General features: G+C 70.1%; 21 protein-coding genes and 1 pseudogene. 13 read left to right on the top strand and 9 right to left on the bottom strand.

What is annotated here, in order from left to right:
• Positions 1 to 94: 94 nt before the first annotated feature.
• Positions 95 to 1,150: a threonine aldolase family protein gene (locus ACWTPI_RS24260; RefSeq protein ID WP_454732962.1), complete on the bottom strand. Its 1,056-nt coding sequence runs from the start codon at positions 1,148 to 1,150 to the stop codon at positions 95 to 97.
• Positions 1,147 to 2,202: a carbon-nitrogen hydrolase family protein gene (locus ACWTPI_RS24255; RefSeq protein WP_020203868.1), complete on the bottom strand. Its 1,056-nt coding sequence runs from the start codon at positions 2,200 to 2,202 to the stop codon at positions 1,147 to 1,149. The genes ACWTPI_RS24260 and ACWTPI_RS24255 overlap by 4 nt, the downstream gene beginning before the upstream one ends.
• A gap of 288 nt (positions 2,203 to 2,490) precedes the next feature.
• Between ACWTPI_RS24255 and ACWTPI_RS24250 the strand changes: the two genes are divergently transcribed.
• Positions 2,491 to 4,608, top strand: coding sequence for a hydantoinase/oxoprolinase family protein (locus tag ACWTPI_RS24250; RefSeq protein WP_454732961.1), 2,118 nt, complete (start codon positions 2,491 to 2,493; stop codon positions 4,606 to 4,608).
• Positions 4,605 to 6,230, top strand: coding sequence for a hydantoinase B/oxoprolinase family protein (locus tag ACWTPI_RS24245; RefSeq protein ID WP_020203866.1), 1,626 nt, complete (start codon positions 4,605 to 4,607; stop codon positions 6,228 to 6,230). Before ACWTPI_RS24250 ends, ACWTPI_RS24245 begins: the two co-directional genes overlap by 4 nt.
• Positions 6,231 to 6,253: 23 nt before the next feature.
• Here ACWTPI_RS24245 and ACWTPI_RS24240 read toward each other — a convergent pair whose 3' ends face one another.
• Complete coding sequence (locus tag ACWTPI_RS24240) at positions 6,254 to 7,231, bottom strand: LysR family transcriptional regulator (RefSeq protein ID WP_020203865.1); 978 nt, start codon at positions 7,229 to 7,231, stop codon at positions 6,254 to 6,256.
• Between the two features lie 485 nt (positions 7,232 to 7,716).
• Between ACWTPI_RS24240 and ACWTPI_RS24235 the strand changes: the two genes are divergently transcribed.
• The 3 genes and pseudogenes from ACWTPI_RS24235 (at position 7,717) to ACWTPI_RS24225 (ending at position 10,980) form a co-directional block, all read left to right on the top strand.
• A complete protein-coding gene (locus ACWTPI_RS24235) occupies positions 7,717 to 8,709 on the top strand; it encodes a Bug family tripartite tricarboxylate transporter substrate binding protein (protein ID WP_020203864.1) in 993 nt (330 codons plus the stop codon).
• Positions 8,710 to 8,831: 122 nt separating this feature from the next.
• Positions 8,832 to 9,045: pseudogene (locus ACWTPI_RS24230) on the top strand (helix-turn-helix domain-containing protein); the annotation flags it as partial.
• Between the two features lie 766 nt (positions 9,046 to 9,811).
• Positions 9,812 to 10,980, top strand: a protein-coding gene (locus ACWTPI_RS24225; RefSeq protein ID WP_454732439.1) for an IS3 family transposase whose coding sequence is annotated in 2 segments (ribosomal slippage) — positions 9,812 to 10,070 and positions 10,070 to 10,980 — 1,170 coding nt in all. Because the reading frame shifts where the segments join, the coding sequence is not laid out codon by codon here.
• A gap of 118 nt (positions 10,981 to 11,098) precedes the next feature.
• Here ACWTPI_RS24225 and ACWTPI_RS24220 read toward each other — a convergent pair.
• On the bottom strand, positions 11,099 to 11,794 hold the full coding sequence (locus ACWTPI_RS24220; RefSeq protein WP_454734009.1) for a GntR family transcriptional regulator: 696 nt from the start codon (positions 11,792 to 11,794) through the stop codon (positions 11,099 to 11,101).
• 276 nt (positions 11,795 to 12,070) lie between these two features.
• Here ACWTPI_RS24220 and araD point away from each other — a divergent pair, with 276 nt between their 5' ends.
• The 4 genes from araD to ACWTPI_RS24200 all read left to right on the top strand — a co-directional run bounded on the left by araD (position 12,071) and on the right by ACWTPI_RS24200 (position 15,832).
• The gene (araD, locus tag ACWTPI_RS24215) at positions 12,071 to 13,810 is read left to right on the top strand and encodes an L-arabinonate dehydratase (protein ID WP_020205313.1); all 1,740 of its coding nucleotides are present in this window, start codon (positions 12,071 to 12,073) and stop codon (positions 13,808 to 13,810) included.
• The gene (locus tag ACWTPI_RS24210; RefSeq protein WP_454732960.1) at positions 13,810 to 14,547 is read left to right on the top strand and encodes a ribonuclease activity regulator RraA; all 738 of its coding nucleotides are present in this window, start codon (positions 13,810 to 13,812) and stop codon (positions 14,545 to 14,547) included. Before araD ends, ACWTPI_RS24210 begins: the two co-directional genes overlap by 1 nt.
• Before the next feature lie 95 nt (positions 14,548 to 14,642).
• On the top strand, positions 14,643 to 15,581 hold the full coding sequence (locus ACWTPI_RS24205; protein ID WP_020205315.1) for a 2-hydroxyacid dehydrogenase: 939 nt from the start codon (positions 14,643 to 14,645) through the stop codon (positions 15,579 to 15,581).
• 116 nt (positions 15,582 to 15,697) lie between these two features.
• Positions 15,698 to 15,832, top strand: a complete 135-nt coding sequence (locus ACWTPI_RS24200; protein WP_020205316.1) for a hypothetical protein — start codon at positions 15,698 to 15,700, stop codon at positions 15,830 to 15,832.
• A gap of 29 nt (positions 15,833 to 15,861) precedes the next feature.
• On the opposite strand, the gene ACWTPI_RS24195 is transcribed toward ACWTPI_RS24200, so the two are convergent.
• Positions 15,862 to 16,545, bottom strand: a complete 684-nt coding sequence (locus tag ACWTPI_RS24195; RefSeq protein WP_020205317.1) for a GntR family transcriptional regulator — start codon at positions 16,543 to 16,545, stop codon at positions 15,862 to 15,864.
• Between the two features lie 204 nt (positions 16,546 to 16,749).
• On the opposite strand from ACWTPI_RS24195, the gene ACWTPI_RS24190 reads away from it, so the two are divergent.
• The 3 genes from ACWTPI_RS24190 (at position 16,750) to ACWTPI_RS24180 (ending at position 20,908) form a co-directional block, all read left to right on the top strand.
• Entirely contained in the window at positions 16,750 to 18,174 is a 1,425-nt protein-coding gene (locus ACWTPI_RS24190) for an amidase (RefSeq protein ID WP_059415422.1), read from the top strand.
• Positions 18,175 to 18,216: 42 nt separating this feature from the next.
• The gene (locus ACWTPI_RS24185; protein ID WP_454732959.1) at positions 18,217 to 19,218 is read left to right on the top strand and encodes a tripartite tricarboxylate transporter substrate-binding protein; all 1,002 of its coding nucleotides are present in this window, start codon (positions 18,217 to 18,219) and stop codon (positions 19,216 to 19,218) included.
• Between the two features lie 103 nt (positions 19,219 to 19,321).
• Positions 19,322 to 20,908: a Na+/H+ antiporter gene (locus ACWTPI_RS24180; RefSeq protein WP_454732958.1), complete on the top strand. Its 1,587-nt coding sequence runs from the start codon at positions 19,322 to 19,324 to the stop codon at positions 20,906 to 20,908.
• 17 nt (positions 20,909 to 20,925) lie between these two features.
• Here ACWTPI_RS24180 and ACWTPI_RS24175 read toward each other — a convergent pair whose 3' ends face one another.
• Positions 20,926 to 21,435: a helix-turn-helix transcriptional regulator gene (locus tag ACWTPI_RS24175; protein WP_043367104.1), complete on the bottom strand. Its 510-nt coding sequence runs from the start codon at positions 21,433 to 21,435 to the stop codon at positions 20,926 to 20,928.
• A 535-nt stretch (positions 21,436 to 21,970) separates the two neighbouring features.
• Between ACWTPI_RS24175 and ACWTPI_RS24170 the strand changes: the two genes are divergently transcribed.
• Entirely contained in the window at positions 21,971 to 22,501 is a 531-nt protein-coding gene (locus tag ACWTPI_RS24170; RefSeq protein WP_020205322.1) for a Fur family transcriptional regulator, read from the top strand.
• A gap of 9 nt (positions 22,502 to 22,510) precedes the next feature.
• Here the strand turns inward: ACWTPI_RS24170 and ACWTPI_RS24165 are convergent, their stop codons facing one another.
• The 3 genes from ACWTPI_RS24165 to ACWTPI_RS24155 are packed head-to-tail and all read right to left on the bottom strand — an operon-like array spanning position 22,511 to position 24,427.
• A complete protein-coding gene (locus tag ACWTPI_RS24165) occupies positions 22,511 to 22,972 on the bottom strand; it encodes a hypothetical protein (RefSeq protein WP_059415295.1) in 462 nt (153 codons plus the stop codon).
• Positions 22,973 to 22,995: 23 nt separating this feature from the next.
• Complete coding sequence (locus ACWTPI_RS24160; RefSeq protein ID WP_454732957.1) at positions 22,996 to 23,859, bottom strand: FAD:protein FMN transferase; 864 nt, start codon at positions 23,857 to 23,859, stop codon at positions 22,996 to 22,998.
• 7 nt (positions 23,860 to 23,866) lie between these two features.
• A complete protein-coding gene (locus ACWTPI_RS24155; protein ID WP_029044107.1) occupies positions 23,867 to 24,427 on the bottom strand; it encodes an FMN-binding protein in 561 nt (186 codons plus the stop codon).
• Between the last annotated feature and the right edge of the window lie 19 nt (positions 24,428 to 24,446).

Below are 24,446 nucleotides of genomic sequence, written 5' to 3'. Positions count from 1 at the left end.
GCATTGCGTTCACTGGCCGGCGCCGACCCGCATCCACGCCGGGGCCGCGCCAGCAGCGATTATCCTCGACCGGGCCGCCGGCGCGCGCGGCATCTCAGGCGCCCGCGGCCACGGCGCGCGCCACCGCCACCATCGCATGCGCGGCCTGCTCGGCCTCCTGCGGCGCCACGTCGAGATGCGTGGTGGCGCGGATGAAGTTGCCGCCGATCGCGCGCACGCGCACGCCTTCGGCCAGGCAGCGTTCGGCAAACGCCTCGGCGCGCACGGCGGGCGCGTCGAAGGTGAAGCGCAGGATGTTGGAGTCCGGCCGCGGCGGATCGAAGCGGAACAGCCCGCACGCGGACAGGATGCGCCAGATCGCCAGCGCGTTGGCGTGATCGGCCGCCAGCCGGGCGACGTGGTGTTCCAGCGCGTACAGGCCGGCGGCGGCCAGCACGCCCGACTGCCGCATGGCGCCGCCGAGGCGGTACTTCCATTGCCAGGCGTCGCGCACGAACGCCGCGCTGCCGCACAGCACCGCGCCGACCGGGCAGCCCAGCCCCTTGCTGAGGTCGATCCAGGCGCTGTCCCAGCCGGCGGCGTAGTCGGCCGCGGCGATGCCGGTGGCCGCGCTCGCGTTGAGCAGCCGCGCGCCGTCCAGGTGGCAGCGCAGGCCGTGCCCGCGGGCGGTGTCGCGCACCTCGCGCAGCTGCGCCAGCGGCCACACCGCGCCGCCCGAGAAATTGGTGGTCTGCTCGACGCACAGCAGCGCCGAGCGCGGCGCGGTGCGCGCGCGCGGGCGGATGCCGTCGGCCACCTGCCGCGCCGTGAAGATGCCGTGCGGGCTCGGCAGCGCGCGGATCGACACGCCGGCCAGCGCGGCGGCGCCCGCGGCTTCGGTGCCGTAGATATGCGATTGATGGTCGCAGATCACTTCGTCGCCGGGCGACGTGTGCACCAGGATGGCCACGAGGTTGCACATGGTCCCCGACGGCATGAACACGCCCGCCTCCTGCCCCAGCAGCGCGGCCACCTCGGCGCACAGCCGCAGCGTGGTCGGGTCGTCGCCGGACTGCTCGTCGCCGACTTCCGCCGCCGCCATCGCCGCGCGCATGCCGGCGGTCGGCCGGGTCTGGGTGTCGCTGTAGAGATCGATCGGGCGCGGCTTCATGCGGCGCCCCCGGGAATGGCGTCGCCCGGCGCGAAATCGGCGCCGGCCGGCGGCAGCGCCGCGAGGTCGTGCAAGGCGTCGTGGAACGCGGCCGGCTCCAGCGCCGCGCGGTTCACGTGCAGCGTGAAGACGTCGAAGCGGTTGTAGGCGCCCACCACGTCGTGGAACTGCTTGGGCACGATGCAGTCGTCGAGGTCGATGTCGGCATAGACGATGCCTTCCTCGTCCTGCAGCGTGTCGCTGATGACCGCGCCGGTCGGACCGATGATCATCGACACGCTGCGCGGCGCGCTCTCCACCAGCGCGCGCGCGGCGGGCTCGCCGCGGCAGACCAGCTCGGCGGCGGCGTCGCTGAAGAAGCCGGAGGCCACGATGGTGAAGCACTTGGCCTCGAAGCTGTGCGCGCCCGAGCGGATGCGGATCGCCGCGGCAAGGTCGTAGCGCTCCTTGCTGGCGGCCGGATGGGTCGGCCAGCACGGCGAATAGGAAGCGATGTGGATCTGCTCGCCCTGCGCCATCAGGCTGTAGCGCGCCAGCGGGTTGGTGTTCTCGCCGCACACCAGCGCGCCGACCTTGCCGACCGGCGTGTCGACCACGCGCAGGCCGCTGCCGTCGCCGTTGGCCCAGGTCAGCTTTTCCCAGTAGGTCGGCACCAGCTTGCGGTGGCGGTTGAGCAGGCTGCCGTCGGCGCCGATCAGCAGGTTGGTGTCCCAGATGCAGCCGACGCTGGCCTTCGAGGCCTCGTTGATGCCGAGCGAGACCACGATGCCGTGCGCGCGCGCGGCGCGGCGGATGCGGTCGATGGCCGGGTGGTCGATGGTCACGGCGCTCCTGGCCATGCGCACGAAGAACTCGTGGTTCTCGACCGGCGCGCGCACGCCGGACCACACCGGGAACGCGCACAGGTGGGCTTCCGGGAACGCCACGATCCTGGCGCCGTGGCCGGCGGCCTCGGCGATCAGCGCGCAGGTCTTGTCGACCGTGGCGTCCAGGTCGAAGTAGATCGGGCAGACGTGGCAGGCGGCGGCCTTGAACCGGGTGGCAGAAGACATCGGGGAGACTCCGGGGAAAGCGCCCAAGTTTGCCGGCGGCCCCGCCGCCCGGGTAGACGCAGTTGGGGCCATCGGCGTGCCGTACAGTTGGCTGCCGGGCCGGCCCGGCGGCGGCGCGGCGGCGTGGCAGGCACTTCTTGCGGCGCCGGGCGGCCCGAAGCGCGCGGCCCGGACCCACATATCGTCCGAACTTAATAATCCATCTTTATTTTTCATTGGCCATTGTTAATGGCCATTTTTATCATGCCGTCATGAACCTCGAAACCTCGAACACGCCGGGAGCGTCTTGTGACAACTTGGGCAATTGGTATTGATATTGGCGGCACCTTCACCGACGTGGTGGCGCTGGACTACGGCGCCGGCAAGCTGCATAGCCTGAAGGTGCTGACCACGCACGGCGACCCCGCCCAGGGCGTCGCCGACGGCGTGAGCCAGCTGATCCGCTCGTGCGGCATCCGCGCCGAGCGCGTGGCGCGCGTGGTGCATGCGACCACGCTGTTTACCAACGCGCTGATCGAACGGCGCGGCAGCACCACCGGCCTGCTGGCCACGCGCGGCTTCAAGGACGTGCTGGAGATCGGCCACGAGCGCAAGTACGATCTCTACGACCTCGCCATCGAGGCCGCGCCGGCGCTGGTGCCGCGCAGCCTGCGCGCCGAGATCGGCGCCCGCATGGACGCGCGCGGCAACGAGATCGAGGCGCCCGACGCCGACGAGGTGCGCCGCGTGGTGGCGGGCCTGGCCGAGAAGGGCGTGGAATCGGTCGCGGTATGCCTGCTGCACGCGTATGCCAGCGCCGCCCACGAGCAACTGGTGCGCCAGTGGATCGAGCGCGATTTCCCCGCCCTGCACGTGACGCTGTCGTCCGACGTGGCGCCGGTGATCCGCGAGTTCGAGCGCAACTCCACCACCGTGGCGAACGCCTACATCAAGCCGCTGGCCGAGCGCTACCTCGATGCGCTGGAAGCGCGCCTGAGCGCGCTCGGGCTGCCCGCGGGCGTGCTCATGATGCTGTCCAACGGCGGGCTGTCCCACATCGAGGAAGCCAAGCGCAACCCCATCGAACTGCTGGAATCGGGCCCCGCGGCCGGCGCGATTTCCGCGGCCCACTACAGCCTGCGCGACCAGCAGGCCAACCTGCTCGCGTTCGACATGGGCGGCACCACCGCCAAGCTCTGCCTGGTCGAGCGCGGCAAGCCGTCGATCGCGTTCGGCTTCGAGGCGGCGCGCCGCAAGCGCTTCGCCGAGGGCAGCGGGCTGCCGATCCGCATCACCACCATCGACCTGATCGAGATCGGCGCGGGCGGCGGCAGCATCGCGCACCAGGACCAGCTCGGCCTGCTCAAGGTCGGCCCGCAGAGCGCGGGCTCGGAACCGGGGCCGGCCTGCTACGGCCTGGGCGGCACCGAGCCGACCGTCACCGACGCCAACCTCGTGCTCGGCTACCTGAACCCGGACTACTTCGCCGGCGGCACCATGTCGATCGACCGCGACAAGGCCGCCGCGGCGCTGGGCCGCATCGGCGAGCACCTGGGCCGCGACGTGACCGGCGTGGCCTGGGGCATGCACGACATCGTGGCCGAGAACATGGCCGGCGCGGCGCGCGTGCACGTGGCCGAGCGCGGCCGCGACGCGCGCGACTTCGTGCTGCTGTGCACGGGCGGCGGCGGCCCGCTGCATGCCTACTACGTGGCGCAGAAGATCGGCGTGCGCACCATCATCTGCCCGCCCGCGGCGGGCGTGGCCTCGGCCTACGGCCTGCTGGTCGCGCCGGCGCGCGCGGACCGCTCGCGCACGGTGAGCTTCCGCCCGGCGACCGATTCGCTGGCGACGCTGGAAGAGGCCTTCGCCGCGCTGGAAGCGCAGGCGCGCGGCGCGCTCGACCAGCTCGCCGAAACCTTCGGCCCGATCGCGCTGGTGCGCCACGCGGACGGGCGCTTCGCCGGCCAGGGCTTCAACCTGTCGGTGGCGCTGCCCGCCGGGCCTTACACGGCGACGGCGGCGGCCGGCGGCCAGACCGAGCAGGAGGTGCGCGCGGCGCTGGTGGCGGCCTTCGAATCCGGCTACCGCGAGAAATTCGGCCGCACCCCGCCGGACGTGCCGGTGGAGCTGGTCAACCTGCGCGTGACCGGCGAGGCGCCGCCGCGGCAGGCGTTCGACGCCGAGACGCTGGCAGGCGGCGAGCCGGCCCGGCCCAAGGGCTCGCGCCTGGTCTATTTCAGGGAAGCCGGCGCCTACGTGGAGACCCCGGTGTTCGAGCGCGGCGCGCTCCAGGCCGGTTTCTCGGCGGCGGGGCCGCTGCTCGTGGAGGACGCCAGCTCGTCGCTGGTGGTCGGGCCGAAGGGCCATGTGAAGCAACTGGCGAGCGGCAATCTGGTGATCACCATTGAGGAGCAGGCAGCATGACAAGCGACAGGCAAACCCACGGCGGCGCGGCCGCCGACCCGATCTTCCTCGAAGTCTTCTGGACGCGCGTGCGCTCGGTGGTCAACGAAGCCGCCAAGCTGATCGTGCGGACCTCGTTCTCGACGCTGTCCACGGAGGCCAACGATTTCGCGGTGGTCATCACCGACTCGCAGGGGCGCTCGCTGGCCGAGAACAGCGGCAGCATCCCCTCGTTCATCGGCACGCTGCCGCGCACGGTGCAGGCGGCCATCGCCCGCATCGGCGCGCAGGCGATGCGCCCGGGCGACATCTACATCACCAACAACCCGTGGATCGGCACCGGCCACCTGAACGACGTGTGCCTGGTCAAGCCGCTGTTCCACCAGGGCGTGCTGACCGGCTTCGCGGCGACCGCCGGCCACGTGCCGGACATCGGCGGCAAGATCCGCTCGGTGGACGCGCGCGAGCTGTTCGAGGAAGGCTTCCACATCCCGATGATGCACCTGCTGCGCGAGGGCCAGGCCGACGAGACGCTGCTGTCGCTGATCCGCACCAACGTGCGCACGCCCGAGCAGACCGTGGGCGACATCTGGTCGCAGGTGGGCGCGGTGGAGCTGATCTCGCGCCGGCTCGACGAGATCCTCACCGAATACGCGCTGCCGGGCATCGACGACCTCGCCCACGCGCTGTTCGAGCGCAGCGAGGCCGCCATGCGCCAGGCCATCGCCCGGCTGCCCGAGGGCGAATACCACTACGAGATGGAGACCGACGGCTTCGACCAGCGCTTCCGCTACGTGGTGGCGGTGCGCGTGAAGGACGGCGAGATCGAGTGCGATTTCGCCGGCACGTCGCCGCAGCAGCCGCGCGGCATCAACTGCGTGCTGTCGTACACCAGCGCGATGACGGTCTACGCCATCAAGTGCCTGCTGCTGCCGGACCTGCCCAACAACGACGGCCTGTTCCGCCCCATCCGCGCGGTGGCGCCGGAAGGCAGCATCCTCAACCCGCGCTCGCCGGCGCCGGTGGGCGGGCGCTCGTGCACGGGCCATTACGTGCCGACCGTGATCTTCGGCGCGATGTACCAGATCCTGCCCGAGAAGGTCATGGCGGGCGTGGGCTCGCCGCTGTGGATCGCCAACCTGAGCGGCACCCGCGACGACGGCAAGCCCTTCGCCACGGTGCTGTTCTACAACGGCGGCCTGGGCGCGACGGCGGGCAAGGACGGCGCCTCGGTGATGTCGTGGCCGAGCAATATCTCGCCCACGCCGGTGGAGGTGGCCGAGCGCGACGCGCCGCTGTTCTTCAAGTACAAGACGCTGCGCGAGGGTTCCGGCGGCGAAGGCCGCTTCCGCGGCGGCCTGGGCGAGGAGATCTGCTTCGTGAGCCAGCACCGCACGCCGCTGTCGATCGTGTTCCTGACCGAGCGGCTGCAGGTGCCCGCGCCCGGCCTGGGCGGCGGCGCGCCCGGCGCGTGCGGGGAAGTGCTGATCAACGGCCGCGCCATCGACTCGCGCCGGCCCCAGGTGCTGGAACCGGGCGACGAGGTCATCCTGCGCACGCCCGGCGGCGGCGGCTACGGCCCGCGCGCGGCGCGCGACCCGCGCCTCGTCGCGCACGACCGCGAGCATCAATACGCGCTCTGAGCGCGCCCCGGGCCCGGCGCCGGCTAGGCCGGCTTCGCGGCGCCCTTGCGGGGGCGCCGCGCCGCGGCCGCCTCGATCATCGCCACGCCGTCGGGCAGCGGATGCTGCCTGATGGTGTCGAGGATGACGTCGAGCATGCGCTGGGAGCTCGGCGACAGCGAGCGCAGCCGCCGCGTGATTAGGCAGATCTCGCGCGACAGCACCGGCCCGCGCAGCTCGCGGAACGACAGCTCGTTGAAACCCGCCACCCTGGCCGCCAGCGCCGGCACGATCGAGAAGCTGCCGCCTTCGCTGAGCACCGCGAACAGCGAGGTCGTGCTCGAGATCTCGTCGTGGCTGCCCTGGAACACCGGCCACTGCCCGGCGTTGTGCGCCAGGAACGTGCCGATGCCGGTGTCCGCCGTGAACGCGACGAAATCCTTCGACTTCAGGTCGGCCCACCGCAGCGGCCCCGTGCCCGACGCCAGCGCATAGTCCGCGCGGCACACCACGCCGAACCGGTCTTCCAGCAGCGGCGTGTAGTCCAGATCGTCGAAACCCTTGTGCTTGCTGGTGATGGCGAAATCGAGCTCGCCGTCGATCACCAGTTGCTCGACCTGCTCCGCGCCGGCGTCGCGCAGCGAGAAGGTGACGTTCGGGTATTCCCGCCGGAACGTGGCGATCGACTTGACCAGGAACTGATAGATGACCGAGGCCGCCGCCGCGATGCGGATGTGGCCCTGCTGGCCCTGCGCGAACGACTGCAGGTCGGCGATGGCGCTGTCGAACTCCTTGAGGATCTTGTCGGCCTCGTCCTTGAAGCGCATGGCTTCCTGGGTCATGACCACGCGCCGCGTGTTGCGGTCGAACAGCTTCAGGCCGACCGCCTCCTCGAACTGCTGGATGGTGGCGGTCAGCGCCGACTGCGTGACGAACAGGCGCGCGGAGGCCGTGGTGAAGGACCCGGCATTGGCCACCTCGACGAAACAGCGCAGGTGCCGCAGGGAGATATTTCTGCTCATGGGGAACGGGAGAATGGGACGCCGCGGCGCGGCCGCCATGCCCGGGCGCGGGGACTGCGCTGCCGGGGATGCGACGCCGGGAATCCGGCGAGGGATGCGGCCGATGTTATATCGCCGAAAACGAACAATCAACAAAAACCAATCATCCGCGCCGAATGCCTTGCGGCCCCTGGCCGCAAGCCGCGGCGGCGCCCGCGCAGGGTGCCCGACTTATCGCTGACAGTGATTAGTTCATCGTAAGTTTTCAGTAGTGCTCATTAGTCAAACTCCCTAGAATCGACCTGATTGATGAGGCAATGCCTGTGCCGGACGCCCTTTCCCAGGCAGCCGGCACGGTGCTTGCACACAGATGATGTTCCAGAAAAAGAGAACGACCGTCCGCCTTTGCGGGCAGGTTGTCTCACTATGCTCCAGCACTTCTTTCCAGTTCCCAACCCCACTCCGGTCCTGATGAACGGCCCGGATCGCATCATGGAGAGAGAGTCATGTTTGGAAAGATTGCCCCCGTGCTACTGGCGCTGGCATCCGCAGGTTGTTTCGCGAACGCCGCTGCCGCGGCGGAGGCGCCCTCCGACTATCCCGGCAAGCAGCCGGTGAGAATCATCGTCCCCTATCCGGCCGGCGGCTCCACCGACCTGCTGGCCCGCGTGCTGGGCCAGAAGGTCGGCGAGCAGATCGGCCAGACCGTGGTGGTCGAGAACCGCCCCGGCGCCAGCGGCAACATCGGCGCGAGCTACGTCGCCAAGTCGCCGGCCGACGGCTACACGCTGTTCCTCGGCACCTCCACGGCGCTCGCGGTGAACCCGAGCCTGTACAAGACCCTGCCCTACTCGCCCGACAAGGACTTCTCCCCGATCATCCTCGCCACGCTGCTGCCGAGCCTGGTGGTGGTCGGCAACTCGGTGCCGGTCAAGACGATGAAGGAGCTGCCGGCGTACCTCAAGAGCAATGCGTCGCAGGTTGCCTATGCCTCTTCCGGCAACGGCACGCCGGCGCACCTGGGCGGCGAGCTGTACAAGAAGACCGTGGGCCTGCCGACGCTGTCGCACGTGCCGTACAAGGGCGGCGTGCCGGCGCTGACCGACCTCGTGGGCGGACAGACCACGGTGATGTTCGCCATCCTGCCGGAAGCCTATCCGCTGGTGAAGGAAGGCAAGCTGCGCGCGCTCGCCGTGACCACGGCAAGCCGCCTGCCCCAGTTGCCGAACCTGCCCACGGTGGCCGAGTCCGGCGCGCCCGGCTACGAGCTGGTGGGCTGGTACGGCTTCCTGGCGCCGGCCGGCACGCCCGCGCCCATCATCGCCAAGCTGAACCACGCCTTCGATCACGCCCTCAAGGACGAAGAGGTCAAGGCCAAGCTGGTCGGCATGGGCTTCGAGATGGCCGGCGGCCCGCCCGAGGTGCTGGCCAACAAGATGCGCAGCGAAACCGCCAAATGGCGCAAGGTCATCAACGACTCGCACATCACGCTCGACTGAGCGCGGCAAGGCCCGGCGGCGGCGCGGTCCGCCGCGCGCCGTTCCTTTGCCAATCTACAGGCGGCACGCGGTGGCCCAACCCCGGGCCGGCGCGCCCCACGTTGGTGCTGCATGCCGTGTTCACGCCGCGCGAGCGCGACATCGTGGGGCTGATCGCGCAAGGCCGCGACAACGCGGCAGGTCGCCGCGTACCTGGGGTTGCGCGAAAAGACCGTGAGGAATCACATTACTAGTGTTTTTGCCAGGCTTGCGCTGGAGAACTGGCTGCAGGCTATTGTGCTGGCGCGCACGGTGGGATTTCGGGATTTTTGGGTAGATTTTGATTCGGGGTTTTAAAGTTAAAGGCTTAACTTCGGCTTCAAAGTCAACTTCAACTTCAACTTCAACTTCAAAGGCTTAAAGTCAAAGGCTTTCGCTCCCCCGGAGCGACCTACTTTCTTTTCCCCGAAAAGAAAGTAGGCAAAGAAAGCGGGCTGCCTGGCCGGCAGGGGCAGAAACGTTGGGGTTTCTGGTTGTTGGTGGTTTCGTCGTGGGGCCTGCGGTTCTGCTGGCATCCTGCCGTTACCCGTTCGGCTGGCCACGATCTGGCTGGCGGTATGGGTTGCGGGGTCAGACCTATGATGGCGGGCGCATTGCTGGTTCGGGCATCTGCCGTTACCGGTTTTGGCCACCCCGACATAGCACCCTCATGGTTTCGTGGTGGGCGTGGTGGACCGGGGCGCGGGTGTCAGTGGGTACTCTTGCATTGGGGCCACCGTGCCCACCACGAAACCAGTACCGTCCCTATGCCGTGTGCATCCGCCCCGGTCGCGGCAGCAGCTTGAAGGGCCTGGGCCACCGCCATCATGCAGCGCCACCACGAATCCAACACCATCCGCAAGATAGTGGCCACCAAAACCGGTACCGGCAGAATCCCAGCAGAACCACCACCCCCACCACGAAACCACCAACCTCGGCAACTCTGTTCGGCTCTGCCCCTGCCGGCAAGGCAGTCCGCTTTCTTGGCTTACTTTCTTTTCGGATAAAAGAAAGTAAGTCTGTGGTGGTCTAATGATCCTGGACACTTCAAAAGGTAGACTTCCGGTCAACTAGAGAGGTGATGATGGGACGCAGAGATTTCTCCGACGAGTTCAAGGCCGACGCAGTGAACTTGGTGCTAGAGCAGGGATATTCAGTGACCAATGCCGCCAAGGCACTGGACATTGGTGAGACAGCGCTTCGTCGTTGGATTGGCAATCGCCAGGCGAAGCCGGTACCGACCACAAGTGACCCGACGGGCTTGACGCCCGACCAGCGCCGCATCCGGGATCTGGAGCGGCAAGTGGCCCGGCTGGAGCGTGAGCGCGACATCCTAAAAAAGTCCACGGCCTTCTTCGTCAAGGAACTCGATCGCAATACGAAGTGATCGAACAGGCGGAGAAGGTCTGGCCGGTGGCGGTGGTGTGCGAGACCCTGGGCATGCCGCGCAGCACCTACTACGCGTGGAAGGCCCGGCAAGCCAAGCCGCGTGCCCAACGTGAGGCGCTGATGGGTCAGGTCCAGGCGATTCATGAGACGAGTGGGCAAAGCTACGGCAGCCGCCGCATGTCGCAGGAGCTGCGCAGACGAGGCCATGCTGTCGGACGCCATCGAGCCAGAGGATTGATGCGGGAAGCCCAGGTCGCGGTCCGGAAGGCTCGCAAGCATTATTACTCGAAGGGCGGGAAGTCCTCGGCCATAGCGCCGAACCGATTGAACCGGCAGTTTGTCGTCGCGCAACCGAACCGGGTGTGGGCTGGAGATGTGACCTTCATCTGGACGCAGCAAGGCTGGCTGTACCTGGCCGTGGTGATGGACCTATTCTCGCGGCGGGTGGTGGGTTGGGCTTACTCGAATTCGGCCGACACGCGGCTAGTGGTGAGGGCACTGAGAATCGCGCTGTCGAGCCGGCAGCCGGCCGAGGGCCTGATGTTTCACTCGGATCAGGGCAGCCCGTATGCCAGCCATGCGTTCCAGGAATTGTTGCGCGAAGAAGGGATCACACCGAGCATGAGTCGGGCGGGCAACTGCTGGGACAACGCGGTCGTCGAGCGTTTCTTCTGCAGCCTGAAGGGCGAGCGCATCCGCGACCGGATCTACTGCGACCGCGCGGAGGCACAGGCGGACATCACGAACTACGTGCTGTTCTTCTACAACCAACAGAGATTGCACTCGGCCGCGATGAACATGCCGCCTGCCGAGTACGAGAATTTAAAGATAGAAGTGGCCAGAAAAGTGTCCAAGATTACTTGACCACCACAGTCGCGCCGGGGGCGCGAAAGCCGTTGACTTTAAGCTTTTGAATTTTAATTTGAATTTAACTTTGAAGTTAAAGCCTTTGACTTTGACACTTCAAATCCCAAAACTCCCTCTACTCCAAATAATCCCCATACCTCCCCCGTATCTCCTCAAGATTAGCAAGCGTACCCGACAGATGCCGCCGCAGGCTGGCCTGCGCCTCGTCCACGTCGCCGCGCGCGATGGCATCGACGATGGCGGCATGGTCCGCCACCACGGCGCCGGCCTTGCCGGGAATCGGCAGGTGCAGGCGCCGCAGGCGGTCCAGGTGGCCGCTCTGGCGGCGCACCAGCAGCCACAGGTCGGGCACCTGCGCGGCGTCGTACATCTGGCGGTGGAAGGCCAGGTCGAGCTGGGCGAATTCGGCGAAGTCCGGGGCGGGCAGCAGCGCTTGCTGGCGCGCCACCATCTGGCGCAGGCGCTCGGCCAGCGCGGCGTCCGGCGCCCCGGCCAGCGTGCGCACGATCTCCACCTCGACCGAGCGGCGCAGGAAATGCGCCTGCCGGGCCAGCGCGATGCTGATCGGACTGACCACGGTGGCGTGCTGCGGGAAGATGTCGACCAGCCCTTCCTCGCTCAGGCGCATCAGCGCGTCGCGCACCGGCGTCTGGCTGATGCCGTACCGCGCGGCCAGGTCGGTGCGCGAGAGCACCGTGCCGGGCGTGAGCGTCATCGAGATGATCTGCTCGCGCATGTGCTCGAACACCTGCGGCGCGGCATGGCGCGTGCGGTCGAACTGGAACTGGATGTGCGCGGCGGTGGCTTCCATCGGGCGGCGGCGGTCTTTGTCGGGGGGCACGCGGCGGTATGCGTATCCGGAATATCAGGTTTGGCAAAAAGCGGGGGCGCAGCGCCACGCGCTGTGGTGCACTTACGCTTGGCTGCGCGTGGCGCAGCCGCGGCGAGGCCCGCTGCCCCGCATTCTAGAGCAAACGCCCTTGGTTTGACACACTAATATATTAGTGCTCTAATTGGCCGCCATCCTATCAGATGTCATACCTCTGCTGCCGGCGGAGGCCCACGACGAACATCCCAGGAAGAGACAATGACGTCCCGAAAGAAGACGCCCGAGACATTGCGCAGCGCGCGCTGGTTCGCGCCCGACGACCTGCGCTCCTCCGGCCACCGCTCGCGCATCATGCAGATGGGCTACGCGCCCGAGGAATGGCTGGACCGCCCGGTCATCGCCATCATCAACACGTGGTCCGACATCAATCCGTGCCACTCGCACTTCAAGCAGCGCGTGGACGACGTCAAGCGCGGCGTGCTGCAGGCCGGCGGCTTCCCGATCGAGCTGCCCGCCATCTCGCTGTCCGAGAGCGCGGTCAAGCCGACCACCATGCTGTACCGGAACATGCTGGCGATGGAGGCCGAGGAGCTGATCCGCTCCCACCCGGTCGACGGCGCCGTGCTGATGGGCGGCTGCGACAAGACCACGCCGGGCCTGCTGATGGGCGCCTCCAGCGCCGGCGTGCCGGCCATCTACGTGCCGGCGGGGCCGATGCTGCGCGGCAACTACAAGGGCAACGTGCTGGGCTCGGGCTCGGATGCGTGGAAGTACTGGGACGAGCGCCGCGCCGGCAACATCAGCCAGGCCGAGTGGACCGGCATCGAGGGCGGCATCGCGCGCAGCCACGGCACCTGCATGACGATGGGCACGGCCAGCACCATGACGGCGATCGCGGAGACCATCGGCATGACGCTGCCGGGCGCCTCGTCGATTCCCGCCGCCGACGCCAACCATATCCGCATGTGCTCGGAGTCGGGCCGGCGCATCGTCGACATGGTGTGGGAGGACCTGACCCCGGCGCGCATCCAGACGCGCGCCGCGTTCGAGAACGCCATCGCCGTGGCGATGGCGATGGGCTGCTCCACCAACGCCATCATCCACGTGATCGCGATGGCGCGCCGCGCCGGCTGCGAGATCGGCCTGGAAGACTTCGACGCGGCCAGCCGCCGCGTGCCGGTGATCGCCAACATCCGGCCCAGCGGCGACAAGTACCTGATGGAGGATTTCTTCTACGCCGGCGGCCTGCCCGCGCTGATGAACCGCATCCGCGACAAGCTCCAACTCGACGCGCTCACCGTCACCGGCCGCACGCTGGGCGAGAACATCGCCGGCGCCGAGGTCTACAACGACGACGTGATCCGCACCCCGGACAACGCGCTCTACCAGGAAGGCGCGCTGGCCGTGCTCAAGGGCAACATCGCGCCGGACGGCTGCGTGATCAAGCCGAGCGCCTGCGAGCGCCGCTTCTTCAAGCACACCGGCCCGGCGCTGGTGTTCGACGACTATCCGTCGATGAAGGCCGCGGTGGAAGACGAGAGCCTCGACGTCACCGCCGACCACATCCTGATCCTGCGCAACGCCGGCCCGCAGGGCGGCCCCGGCATGCCCGAGTGGGGCATGCTGCCGATCCCCAAGAAGCTGGTCAAGCAGGGCGTGCGCGACATGCTGCGCATGTCGGACGCGCGCATGAGCGGCACCAGCTACGGCGCCTGCATCCTGCACGTGTCGCCGGAATCGTATATCGGCGGCCCGCTCGCGCTGGTGCGCACCGGCGACCTGATCTCGGTGGACATCGACCGCCGCAGCATCCACCTCGAAGTCTCCGACGAGGAACTGGCGCGCCGCCGCGCCGCCTGGACGGCGCCGCCGCCGCGCTTCGGGCGCGGTTACGGCTGGATGTTCTCCAAGCACATCCGCCAGGCCAACGACGGCTGCGACTTCGACTTCCTGCAAACCGATTTCGGCGCGCCCAGCGGCGAGCCCAGCATCTACTGATGACCGCCATGACCGAAACCAGCCAGCTCAGCCCGCGCACGCGCGACCAGCTCAAGACCGTCAGCACCGCCACGCTGTGCACCGCGCTGTTCAAGCGCGGCCTGCGCAACCAGTTCCTCCAGGACGTGCATCCGCTCAACCCGGCGCACGGCAACATGGTGGGCGAGGCCTTCACGCTGCGCTACATCCCCGCGCGCGAAGACCTCAACCCGATCACGGTGTTCCAGGACCCCGACCATCCGCAGCGCCAGGCCGTGGAGCAATGCCCGCCGGGCGCGGTGCTGGTGATCGACAGCCGCAAGGACGCGCGCGCGGCCTCGGCCGGCTCGATCCTGGTCACGCGCCTGATGCGCCGCGGCGTGGCCGGCGTGGTAACGGACGGCGGCCTGCGCGACGCGCCCGAGATCGCGCGGCTCGCCATCCCCGCCTACCACCAGCGCCCGTCCGCGCCGACCAACCTGACGCTGCACCAGGCCATCGAGATCAACGGCCCGATCGGCTGCGGCGACGTGGCCGTGTTCCCCGGCGACGTGATGGTCGGCGATGGCGAGGGCGTGGTCGTGATCCCGCGCCACCTGGCCGAGGAGATCGCCGCCGAGGCGGTGGAGATGACCGCGTTCGAGGATTTCGTCACCGAGGAAGTCAACAAGGGCCGCTCCATCATCGGCCTCTATCCGCCGACGCAGGAACAGAGCCGGCTGGATTTCGCCGCCTGGCGCGAGAAGAACGGCCGCTAGGCCGGGACCAGGCAGAGCACTGCCGCCAAGACACAAGACGGAGCCACCGCGGCTCCGCCCACCCCAACCCGACCGACCACAAGGGACCTCTTCTCATGAAACACCGCCTTCTCCAGCACGGCCGCCTGCCGGCCGCGCTCGAAGCCAGCCTGGCCGAGCACTACGACGTCCATCCGCTGTGGGCCGAGACCGACCCCGCCGCCTTCCTGGCCGCGCGCGGCGGCGAGTTCGTGGCGCTGACCACGCGCGCCGCCAACGGCGTGGACGCCGCCATGATGGACGCCATGCCGGCGCTCAAGGTCATCTCCAGCTTCGGCGTGGGCCTGGACAAGATCGACCTCGACGCCGCGCGCGCGCGCGGCATCGCCGTGGGCTACACGCCCGACGTGCTCAACGACTGCGTGGCCGACACCGCGTTCGGCCTGCTGATGGACGTGGCGCGCGGCTTCAGCGCGGCCGACCGCTTCGTGCGCCGCGGCGCATGGCCCAGCGGCGCGTTCCCGCTGAGCACGCGCGTGAGCGGCAAGCGCATGGGCATCATCGGCATGGGCCGCATCGGCCGCGTGATCGCGCGGCGCGGGCTGGGCTTCGACATGGACGTGCGCTACCACAGCCGCCGCCCAGTGGCCGACCTGACCTACCGCCACGAGCCGTCGCTGGCGGCGCTGGCCGAGTGGGCCGACTTCCTCGTCATCGCCACCGCCGGCGGGCCGGAAACCCGCCACCTGGTCTCGGCCAGCGTGCTCGAGGCGCTCGGGCCGCGCGGCTTCCTGATCAACATCGCGCGCGGCACGGTGGTGGACGAGGCCGCGCTGGTGGACGCGCTGGCGCACAAGCGCATCGCCGGCGCCGGGCTCGACGTGTTCGAGCACGAGCCGCAGGTGCCGCCCGCGCTGTTCGCGCTGGACAACGTGGTGCTGCTGCCGCATATCGCCAGCGCCACCAACGAGACCCGCCAGGCGATGGCCGACCTGGTGTTCGAGAACCTGCAGAGCTTCTTCGCCACCGGCGCGGTCAAGCGCGAGGCGACCTGACGCCCGGCGCGAGGCGCGGCGGCGGCCCCCTACCACCGTGTGGTAGCGCCCCGCCCGCGCCTTTGCGCATACTTCACGCTCGACGCAAGGACAGAACCGACAACAAAGGGTCGAGCATGGAAGTCATCACGTTTGCCGCGTATCTCCTGGTCTTTCTGCTCGCGCTGCTGCTCGGCGCGCGCAGCGTGAGCCGGCATCACCCGGCCCTGCGCCAGGATGCCGCGCCGTCGCTGAAGCGCCGGCAGTCCTGACGCCGGACGCCCGAAACCGGCTTTTCCCTTCAGGCCTGCGCCACGTCCGCGCCGGCCTGCGCCATCACCCTGAGGCGCGCCATCGAACTGCGGATGTGCTGCCGCGCCACCTGCTCCGCCCGGTCGCCGTCGGCGCTCTCGATGGCCGCCACGATCTGCTCGTGCTCGTCGATGGCCGCCAGCGCGCGGTCGCGCGGGAACACGGTGCGCGGCGCAAACACCTGCGAGGTCATGTGGACGATCGGCACCTGCCGCGCCAGGTATTCGTTCGACGCCAGGCCGATGATGGTGGTGTGGAATTCCACGTTGGCCACCGTGTATGCCTCGGGCTGCCACGGCGCCAGGCTGCCACGCTGGGCGCCGATGACGGCGCGCAGCGGCGGGCCCGCCAGCTTGCCGGCGCGCTCGGCGGCCAGCCGCGCCGCGAGGCCGTCGATGACTTCGCGCAGGGCGTAGGCGTCCATCAGCTGCCGGAAGTCCGCGCTGACCACGGTGACGCCGCGCGCGGTCTCGGCGCTGACCAGCCCTTCGCGCTCCAGCATGCGCAGCGCCTCGCGCAGCGGCGTGCGGCTGATCTTCAGGTCCTCGGATATCTCCACCTGGCGCAGCGCCTTGCCCGGCGGATAGACGCCGCGGTAGATGCGCTGGCGCAGCACCTGCGCCACCTCTTCCACCAGGCGCAGGCGCCCCTGCCATTCGAACGTTTCTGCCATTTGCCTCTCTGAGCGCCGCGGCGCAGTGGAAGTGCGGATTTTGTCGGCGCAGTTTACAAGCGCATGACACACGTCTACTATAGCCGCAAAGAATGGATTCTGGATCCAGAAACCAATGGTGCGGGCGCCCTAGCGCGGCCGCGCCGTGGCGGCGCCTCCGATCCGCTCCGAGACGTTTTCTGGAGAAGCTCGCCAATGAGCGATATGAGCGATGCGCTTTGCTTCCTGTCCGCCACCGAACTCCAGGGCCGCATCGCGCGCCGGGAGGTCTCGCCGGTGGCACTCATGCGGGCGGTGCTGGAGCGCGCCGCGCGCCTGCAGCCCGAGCTGAACTGCTTCATCACGCTGTGCGCCGAGCAGGCCCTGGACGCGGCCCGCGCGGCCGAGCAGGCCGTCATGGACGGCAAGCCGCTCGGACTGCTGCATGGCATCCCGTTTACCGCCAAGGATCTGGTCAACACGCAGGGCGTGCGCACCACCTTCGGCGCGGCGCCCTACCGCGACAACATCCCCGGCACCGACGCCGTCGCCGTGGCGCGCCTGCGCGCGCAGGGCGCCATCCTGATCGGCAAGACCACCACGCCCGAGTTCGGCTCCAAGTGCCTGACCGATTCGCCGCTGTTCGGCCGCACGCGCAACGCCTGGAGCGCCGCGCGCACCAGCGGCGGCTCCAGCGGCGGCGCGGCGGTGGCGGTGGCCAGCGGCATCGCCCCGCTGGCGGTGGCCACCGACGGCGGCGGCTCCACGCGCATCCCGGCCGCGTGCAACGGCGTGGTCGGCATCAAGCAGAGCAACGGCGTGATCCCGCACAGCCAGGCGCAGGACCTGTTCGGCAACCAGACCTACGTCACGCCGACCACGCGCACGGTGGCCGACACCGGCCTGATGATGCAGGTCATGGCCGGCGAGCACGCGTGCGACCCGTGGTCCATCGGCGTGCCCAAACCCGATTACGTCGAGGCGGCGCAGGCGCGCGGCGACCTGCGCGGCAAGCGCATCCTCCATTGCCTGGCGCCGCCGGGGCGGCCCGTGGCGGCCGAGGTGGCGCGCGCGTTCGAGGCCAGCCTGGCGCGGCTGGCCGGCCTGGGCGCGGAGCTCGAGCCGTTCTCCGGCGAAGGCTTCGACGTGGAGCCGATCTGGCGCGCGATCAACCACACGGTCTGGCGCGCGCGCTTCGCCGCCATCGCCGCCGAGCACGGCGAGCAGCTCAGCGCCACCTTCCTGCGGCAGGTGGCCTCGGCCGCGCAGGTCAGCGGCGTCGAATACCAGCAGGCCATGTTCGACCGCTCGGCGCTGTTCCAGCGCGTGCAGGCGCTGCTCGCGCGCGCGGATTTCCTCGCCATGCCCACGCTCACGCGCACCGCGCTGCCGCTCGGGCAGGACCTGTTCGGCACCATCGACATCGACGGCCAGCACTACGAGAACGTGCGCGCGCACTGGTTCCCGTGGACCATGCCGTTCAACATGACCGGCCACCCCGCCATCAGCCTGAACAGCGGCTTTGCCGCCGACGGCCTGCCGGTCGGCTTCCAGCTGGTCGGGCAGTTCCGCGGCGACGCGGCGCTGCTGCGCGCCGCCGCGCTGTTCGAGTCCGCGCACGGCCTGCTGGGCCGGTGGCCGCAAGCCTGACGACTTCCCCCCCCCCCCGAACGACCTGACCCCGCCCGCGCCATGATCCAAGCCTCCCGCCGCAAACTCACGCTCCACCTCCTGGCGCTGCCGGCCTGCGCCGCCGCCGTGCTCGCCCTGCCCCGGCCGGCGCACGCCGCGGACGGCGGCGAGCCGATGCGCATCGTCGTCGGCTACGCGCCCGGCGGCGCGGCCGACAGCCTGGCGCGCCTCTATGCCGAGCAGCTGCGCCAGGACGGGCAAGGCACGGTGATCGTGGAAAACCGCCCGGGCGCCTCGGCGCGGCTGGCGCTGGACTACGTCAAGCGCGCGAAGCCCGACGGCAAGACCGTCTTCATCGGGCCGTCGCCGCTGTTCACCATCTTCCCGCTCACGTACAGGAAGCTCGGCTACGACGCCGACAAGGACCTCGTGCCCGCCGCCGTGCTGACCGACGTGCCGACCGTGGTGGCCGCCGGCGCGCAGCAGCCGTACAAGAACATGAAGGAATACGTGGAGTGGGCGCGCCGCAATCCGGCCGGCGCCAGCCTGGGCCTGGCCACCATCGGCAGCGCCGGCCACCTCGGCACCGTGGCGCTGGGCAAGTCGGCCGGCATCGCCATCACGCCGGCGGCCTACCGCGGCGCCTCGCCAATGCTGGTGGACGTGATCAGCGGCAACGTCTCGATCGGCTGGGACGCGGTGGCCAGCATGATGACGCTGTACAAGGCCGGCAAGCTCCAGTTCCTGGGCGTGAGCGGCACGCACCGCGCCAAGGCGTTGCCCGAGGTGCCCACGCTCAAGGAGCAGGGCTTCGGCCAGTACGAGTACGCCACCAGCTGGTACGGCGCCTTCCTGCCGGCCGGCACGCCGCCGGACGTGGTGGCCAGGGTGGAGAAGATGTTCATCGCCGCCTCGGGCAATGCCACCACCGCCGCCAAGCTCGAAGCGCTGGGGCTGGAGGTCGCGCCGAAGCCGGGGCAGGACGCGCGCCACCGCATCCAGGTCGAGCGCGCCGCGTGGAAGCCGATCGTGGAGGCCACCGGCTTCGTCGCCGAGGACTGAGCCGGCGGCCGGAGGGCGGTTCCTGCCGGCGCGGCCTGCATCGCGCGGGCCGGCGCCTGTAGTATTGCAGGCTGGCGCAGCCACCTTGCGAGGAACCCCCATCGTGTCCACGGCATCGGCGTTCGAGTTCATCCTGGTACTGGTCGGCGTCATCATCGGGCTGGAGCTGCTGGCCCGGCGCCTGCACCTGCCGCCCGCGGCGGCGCTGCTGGCCGGCGGCATGGCGATCGCCTTCCTGCCGGGCGTGCCGCAGCTGGAGTTCGACCCCGAGCTCATCCTCATCATCTTCCTGCCCCCGCTGCTGCTCGACGGCGCCTACTTCACGGTGTGGGAAGACTTCAGGCGCAACCTGGGCGGCATCCTGTGGCTGGCCATCGGCGCGGTGGCCTTCACCACGCTGGCGGTGGGCGTGGTCACGCACTGGCTGCTGCCGGCGCTGCCGTGGGCGGCCTGCTTCGCGCTCGGCGCGGTGGTGTCGCCGCCCGACGCGGTGGCGGCCAAGGCCGTGCTGGAGCGCGTGAGCCTGCCGCGCCGGCTGATGGCGCTGCTCGAAGGCGAGAGCCTGCTCAACGACGCCGCCGGGCTGGTGCTGTTCCGCTTCGCCATCGCCGCGGCGCTGACCGGCGCCTTCAGCCTGTGGCAGGCCTCGGCCTCGTTCGCCGTGCTCGGGCTGGGCGGCGTGGTGGTGGGCGGCTTCATCGGCGCGGTGATGGTCACGCTGCAGCGCACGCTGGGGGTGGACCACCTCGTGATCGCCGCCTCGCTGCTGTCGCCGTGGCTGAGCTACACGGTCGGCGAATCGATGCACGTGTCCGGCGTGATCTCCACCGTGACCTGCGGCCTGATCATGGGCTGGCGCCAGCACGAGGTGCTGTCCGCGCGCATCCGCGCCAAGGGCACGGCGTTCTGGCAGGTGATGGTGTTCCTGCTGGAGGCGCTGGTGTTCATCCTGATGGGACTGTCGCTGCGCGGCGTGCTGGCGCGCCTGGGCGGCGCGGCGCATGCGTTCGACACGCTGGCGCTGCCGGTGGCGGCGGTGGTCGCCGCGGTGGTGGTGTCGCGCTTCGTGTGGATCTTCGCCACCGGCTGGCTGCGCGCCGCCTGCGCGCGGCTGGCCGGGCGCGCCGCGCGGCCGCATTCGGTGGCCGGCTCGGCCGTGCTGTCCTGGGCCGGCATGCGCGGCGTGGTGACGCTGGCGATCGCCTTGTCGGTGCCGGAATCGATCCCGGGCCGCGACCTGATCCTGGCGGCGGCCTTCGCGGTGATCCTGGTGACGGTGCTGCTGCAGGGCTCCACGCTCGGCCTGCTGATCCGCGCGCTGCGCCTGGGCGACGCCGAGGAAACCAACCCGGCCCACCTCACCGAGTCGCAGGCGTGGGCACACCTGGAGGCCGCCCAGTTCAAGGCGGTGGAAGCGCTGGCCTACGACGCCGGCGGCACGCTGATCCACCCGCGCCTGCTGGAGCAATACCGCTACCGCGCCGACATCACCGCGCGCTACAGCGCCGACACGGCCTCGCGCGCCGGCGTGGCCGCCGAGCACTACCGCGTGGTGCTGGCCGCCATCGCCGCGGGGCGCGCGGAACTGCTGCGCCTGCATCGCCTGGGCCAGATCCACGACCACGTGCTGGAAGTGCTCGAGCGCGACCTGGACCTGCAGGAGATCGCCGCGGAGGACGCGCGCGGCTGACGCGCCGCGCGGCGCGCTCAGTTCCCGGAGGCGGGCGTGGGCGCCATCAGGTCCTCGAGGAAGTACGCGGCAAGCTGGTGGCGCCCTTCGAGCCGCGCCTTGGCGTAGACGTTGGCGGCATGCTGGCGCACCGTCTTGGCGCGGCTCTCGCGCAGCGCGGCGATCTCTTCCAGCGAAAGCCCCTTGACCAGCAGCAGGGCCACGTCCTTCTCGGCCGGGGTCAGCTTCCAGGCATCGAACTGCTCCTGCATGTGATCGAGGAAATGCCGCGTGCTCTGCCGGGCGGCGGCGTCGCGCTCCATCATGGCGCGCTCGCCGGCCCGCACCGCGTTGCGCAGCTCGGCGAAATCGCGCGCCACCCGCTGCCGCTCGCGGATGAAGACCAGCAGGATCGCCACGAACGCGATGGTCGCGGCCGTCTCCGCCAGCAGGTGGTAGTGCACGCCGACGTTGCGGTAGATCTGGCTCAGATCCCATATCTGATAAGCGGGGAAGAAAGCGAGCAACAGCAAAAGCCTGGGTGACATGTAGTGAGATTCCTGGGACAAGCTCCTCGGCACCATCCGCGCGAGGTCCGACTGGGCTTTAAATGTAACTGATTCTCGTTAGTGGGAAAAGCCGGCCCGCCGGCCCGCCGCGCGGGCGCGGACCGCCGCCGCAGCCGCGCGGATAGCCGCTTCCGGCGGCACGGGACATTTGTCCCGCGGGCCTGCCGCGCCGCCCGCGATGCCCGTGGCGGCGCGGCAAAGGGCCCGGACGGGCGGGGCATATGTCCCGCCTTTTCGCTCCCGGCCGCTGCGCGCATTGAGCTTGCGCATGATCCACATTAGCCTGCTCTGACTCCGTTCGCGGCCCTCGCCGGCCTGTCGGACGCTGCCTACCGGCCGGTCCCGCCGGCCATCCTCCGTGAGTCCGAGCTTCATGACTGGTGCATCCCGCCTCCGCCTTGCCATGCCTTCCCGACCAGCCCGGTGCGGCGCCATCGTCCGCGCCGCCGGGGCCGTGCCGTTGTCCGTGCCACCCTTCGCGGCGCGCTTCCTGTAGCGCGCCGCGCGGTTGCCGATGTCCACCAGAACCGATCGCCGCTTCGCTCCCCGGCCCGCCGCCGCGCGCCCCGGCGCGAAGGACGGCACGCCCGAAGCCGTGTGGGGAGAGCCCGGCCGCCAGGCCGCGCAGGCGCTCGCCGCGCGCGGCGTCGCGGTGTCGCCGGGCAGGGTCGCGGTGCTGCTGGTGCTCGGCGAGGCGCCGTCCCGCCACGTGACCGCGGACGGCCTGTGCCGGCTGATGATGGCATCGCCCTACCGGATGGCGCTCTCCACGTTCCGCGCGGCGCTCTACGAGCTCACCGAATGCGGGCTGCTCTGGCGCGTCTCGGTGCCCGGCGGCGACCATACCCTGTCCCACTACTACGAACTGGCGGACCAGCCGGTCCACGAGCATTTCTTCTGCACCGCCTGCGGCCGCTTCGAGGAGGTCTTCGACGCCACGCTGCTGGCGATGCAGGAAGCCCGCCTGGCAGCGCGCGGATTGCGCCCGGCGCTGGTGCGCAGCGCGCTGGTCGGCAGATGCGCGGCGTGCGTGAAGCAGGCGTAGCCGCCCGCCTCAGTCGTGGCCGGCGGCCTGCCGGCGCCCTCGCGCCAGGTGCAGCCAGAACAGCGCGCCGACGGCGAGGCCGCCGCCCCAGTGCAGCCATTCGGTCGCGCCGCGCAGCGCCTCGCCGTTGAAGTAGTACAGGCCGAAGCCGGTCGCCACCAGCAAGCCGACCACCGCCGCGAACAGCCCGCCGGCGAGGCGGTTCTGCCGCTGGATCCAGCACATGCGGATATGCGCCGACCAGACGATGCCGAGCAGGAAGGTGGCGTACATCGCCGCCGCGCCGTGCAGCTTCATGCTCCACGCCTGCCACGGCGCCAAGGTCTCCGGCTCGAGTTCGAGCCAGCGCGCCAGCAGCCACGCCAGGCCGGTGAGCAGCAGCAGCGCGAACGTGGCGTACAGGGCCAGACGCCGGTGCGGGCCGAGGCGCGCGGCGCGGCGCCGGCGGGCGGGAACATGGGGCTGGTACATCGGACGAGGTCGGGTTAGATAGGCTAGTTGCCGGGGCTGCCGCCGCGGCCGTCGCGATAGAGCAGCGCGCGGGCGCCGTAGCGCGCCAGCAGCGGATGATCGGGCGCGCCGCACACCAATACCACCTTGGTCAGGGCGTCGGCAAGCATGCACGAAGGCGCCAGCACGCTGGCGCCGGCGCCCGCCGGCAGCACCGACGGCGCGCGCCGGTCTGCGATGCGCGGCGCCGCGGACAGGCCGAGGCCGCCCGCGCTGGAGCCGGCCAGCGCCGCGTTGTCCAGGTGCCAGCGCAACGCCACGCGCGCCGGCGCGCCCGGCTCGCGCAAGGCCACGGCGGCCGGCGCGCGGCCGGCATGGCGCATGTCGCCGCCCGCGTTGACCAGCACGTCGTCGATGTCGAAGCCGAGCATGGCGCGGACCGCGCAATCCACCGCGTAGCCCTTGGCGATGCCGCCGAGATCGAGGCGCGCCGGCCGCAGCTTGCGCAGCATGGCGCCCTCGATCGCCCAGGCCGGGCCATGCGCGCCGCCGGACGCGCCATCGAGCACGCCATCGAGCACGCCATCGAGCGCGCGGTCGAACACGCAGTCGAAGGCCCCCTCGCTCTCGGCCTGCAGGCGGGCCGCGGCGGCGAGCACGGCCAGCGTGTGCGCATCCACCGCGAGCATCTCGCCCGGCGCCGCCCGGTTGAAGCGGCCGATGTCGCTGCCGGCGGCATGGCGGTTCATCAGGCCGTGGATCCTGCCGACCTCGGCGAAACCCGCGCGCACCGCCTGCGCCGCGGCGGGGCCGCTCGCCCGTATCTCCACCAGCGTGCCCAGCAGCGGGCGCGCGCGGCGGCACGGCGCGGCCGGCGTGGCCTGTGCGGTCTGCGTGGCTAGGCTCACGGCGCGGTCAGCCTTTCGCCAGCGCCATCTGCGCCATCACGGCGATGCGCCGGATGCCGTCGGTGATGTGCGTGCACGACAGCGTGGCGCCGCTGATGTTGTCGATGTCCTCGCCGACGCGCAGCTTCGCCTGCGCGGACTTGCCGGTGAACTGGCTGCGCCACGGCTTGTTGCGGACTTCGTAGCCGTGGCTCTCGCGGTAGGCCAGGATCTCCACGTCGCGGATCTCGCCGGCCGGGCTCAGCGCCACCGCGTAGTTGATCAGCTCGAACTTGCCGATCACCGCGTCGGCCACCACGTAGCCGAGCACGCTGGCGCCCTGGCGCGCCTGCCAGATGCGCCACGCGCCCGGGCGCGGCGGCCCGCCGGCGCGCTCCGCGAGCTGCCGGAGCTGCTCCGGATTGAGCGCCACCACGACCGGCGCGAACTCGGTCGCGTCGGCGAACATCAGTTTCTGGCTTTCGGCCACGCTCATGTAGTCGGCGGCATAGGCGCGGGTCGTGACGAGCCCGGCGGACGCCGCCGCCGCGGCACAGATCAAGACGCTGGGAACAGAGCGGTAGTGCATCGAAGCTTCCTCCGGCCGC

Source organism: Cupriavidus ulmosensis (assembly GCF_977008105.1).
Note: the sequence above shows the minus strand (reverse complement) of the source record. Positions and strands in the feature narration are given on the sequence as shown.

Bases quoted from the DNA above. Each gene is read 5' to 3' on its own strand.
- ACWTPI_RS24260 (WP_454732962.1), bottom strand. From the start codon at position 1,150: ATGAAGCCGCGCCCGATCGATCTCTACAGCGACACCCAGACCCGGCCG.
- ACWTPI_RS24255 (WP_020203868.1), bottom strand. From the start codon at position 2,202: ATGTCTTCTGCCACCCGGTTCAAGGCCGCCGCCTGCCACGTCTGCCCG.
- ACWTPI_RS24245 (WP_020203866.1), top strand. From the start codon at position 4,605: ATGACAAGCGACAGGCAAACCCACGGCGGCGCGGCCGCCGACCCGATC.
- ACWTPI_RS24240 (WP_020203865.1), bottom strand. From the start codon at position 7,231: ATGAGCAGAAATATCTCCCTGCGGCACCTGCGCTGTTTCGTCGAGGTG.
- ACWTPI_RS24235 (WP_020203864.1), top strand. From the start codon at position 7,717: ATGTTTGGAAAGATTGCCCCCGTGCTACTGGCGCTGGCATCCGCAGGT.
- ACWTPI_RS24220 (WP_454734009.1), bottom strand. From the start codon at position 11,794: ATGGAAGCCACCGCCGCGCACATCCAGTTCCAGTTCGACCGCACGCGC.
- araD (WP_020205313.1), top strand. From the start codon at position 12,071: ATGACGTCCCGAAAGAAGACGCCCGAGACATTGCGCAGCGCGCGCTGG.
- ACWTPI_RS24210 (WP_454732960.1), top strand. From the start codon at position 13,810: ATGACCGCCATGACCGAAACCAGCCAGCTCAGCCCGCGCACGCGCGAC.
- ACWTPI_RS24205 (WP_020205315.1), top strand. From the start codon at position 14,643: ATGAAACACCGCCTTCTCCAGCACGGCCGCCTGCCGGCCGCGCTCGAA.
- ACWTPI_RS24200 (WP_020205316.1), top strand. From the start codon at position 15,698: ATGGAAGTCATCACGTTTGCCGCGTATCTCCTGGTCTTTCTGCTCGCG.
- ACWTPI_RS24195 (WP_020205317.1), bottom strand. From the start codon at position 16,545: ATGGCAGAAACGTTCGAATGGCAGGGGCGCCTGCGCCTGGTGGAAGAG.
- ACWTPI_RS24190 (WP_059415422.1), top strand. From the start codon at position 16,750: ATGAGCGATGCGCTTTGCTTCCTGTCCGCCACCGAACTCCAGGGCCGC.
- ACWTPI_RS24185 (WP_454732959.1), top strand. From the start codon at position 18,217: ATGATCCAAGCCTCCCGCCGCAAACTCACGCTCCACCTCCTGGCGCTG.
- ACWTPI_RS24175 (WP_043367104.1), bottom strand. From the start codon at position 21,435: ATGTCACCCAGGCTTTTGCTGTTGCTCGCTTTCTTCCCCGCTTATCAG.
- ACWTPI_RS24170 (WP_020205322.1), top strand. From the start codon at position 21,971: ATGTCCACCAGAACCGATCGCCGCTTCGCTCCCCGGCCCGCCGCCGCG.
- ACWTPI_RS24165 (WP_059415295.1), bottom strand. From the start codon at position 22,972: ATGTACCAGCCCCATGTTCCCGCCCGCCGGCGCCGCGCCGCGCGCCTC.
- ACWTPI_RS24155 (WP_029044107.1), bottom strand. From the start codon at position 24,427: ATGCACTACCGCTCTGTTCCCAGCGTCTTGATCTGTGCCGCGGCGGCG.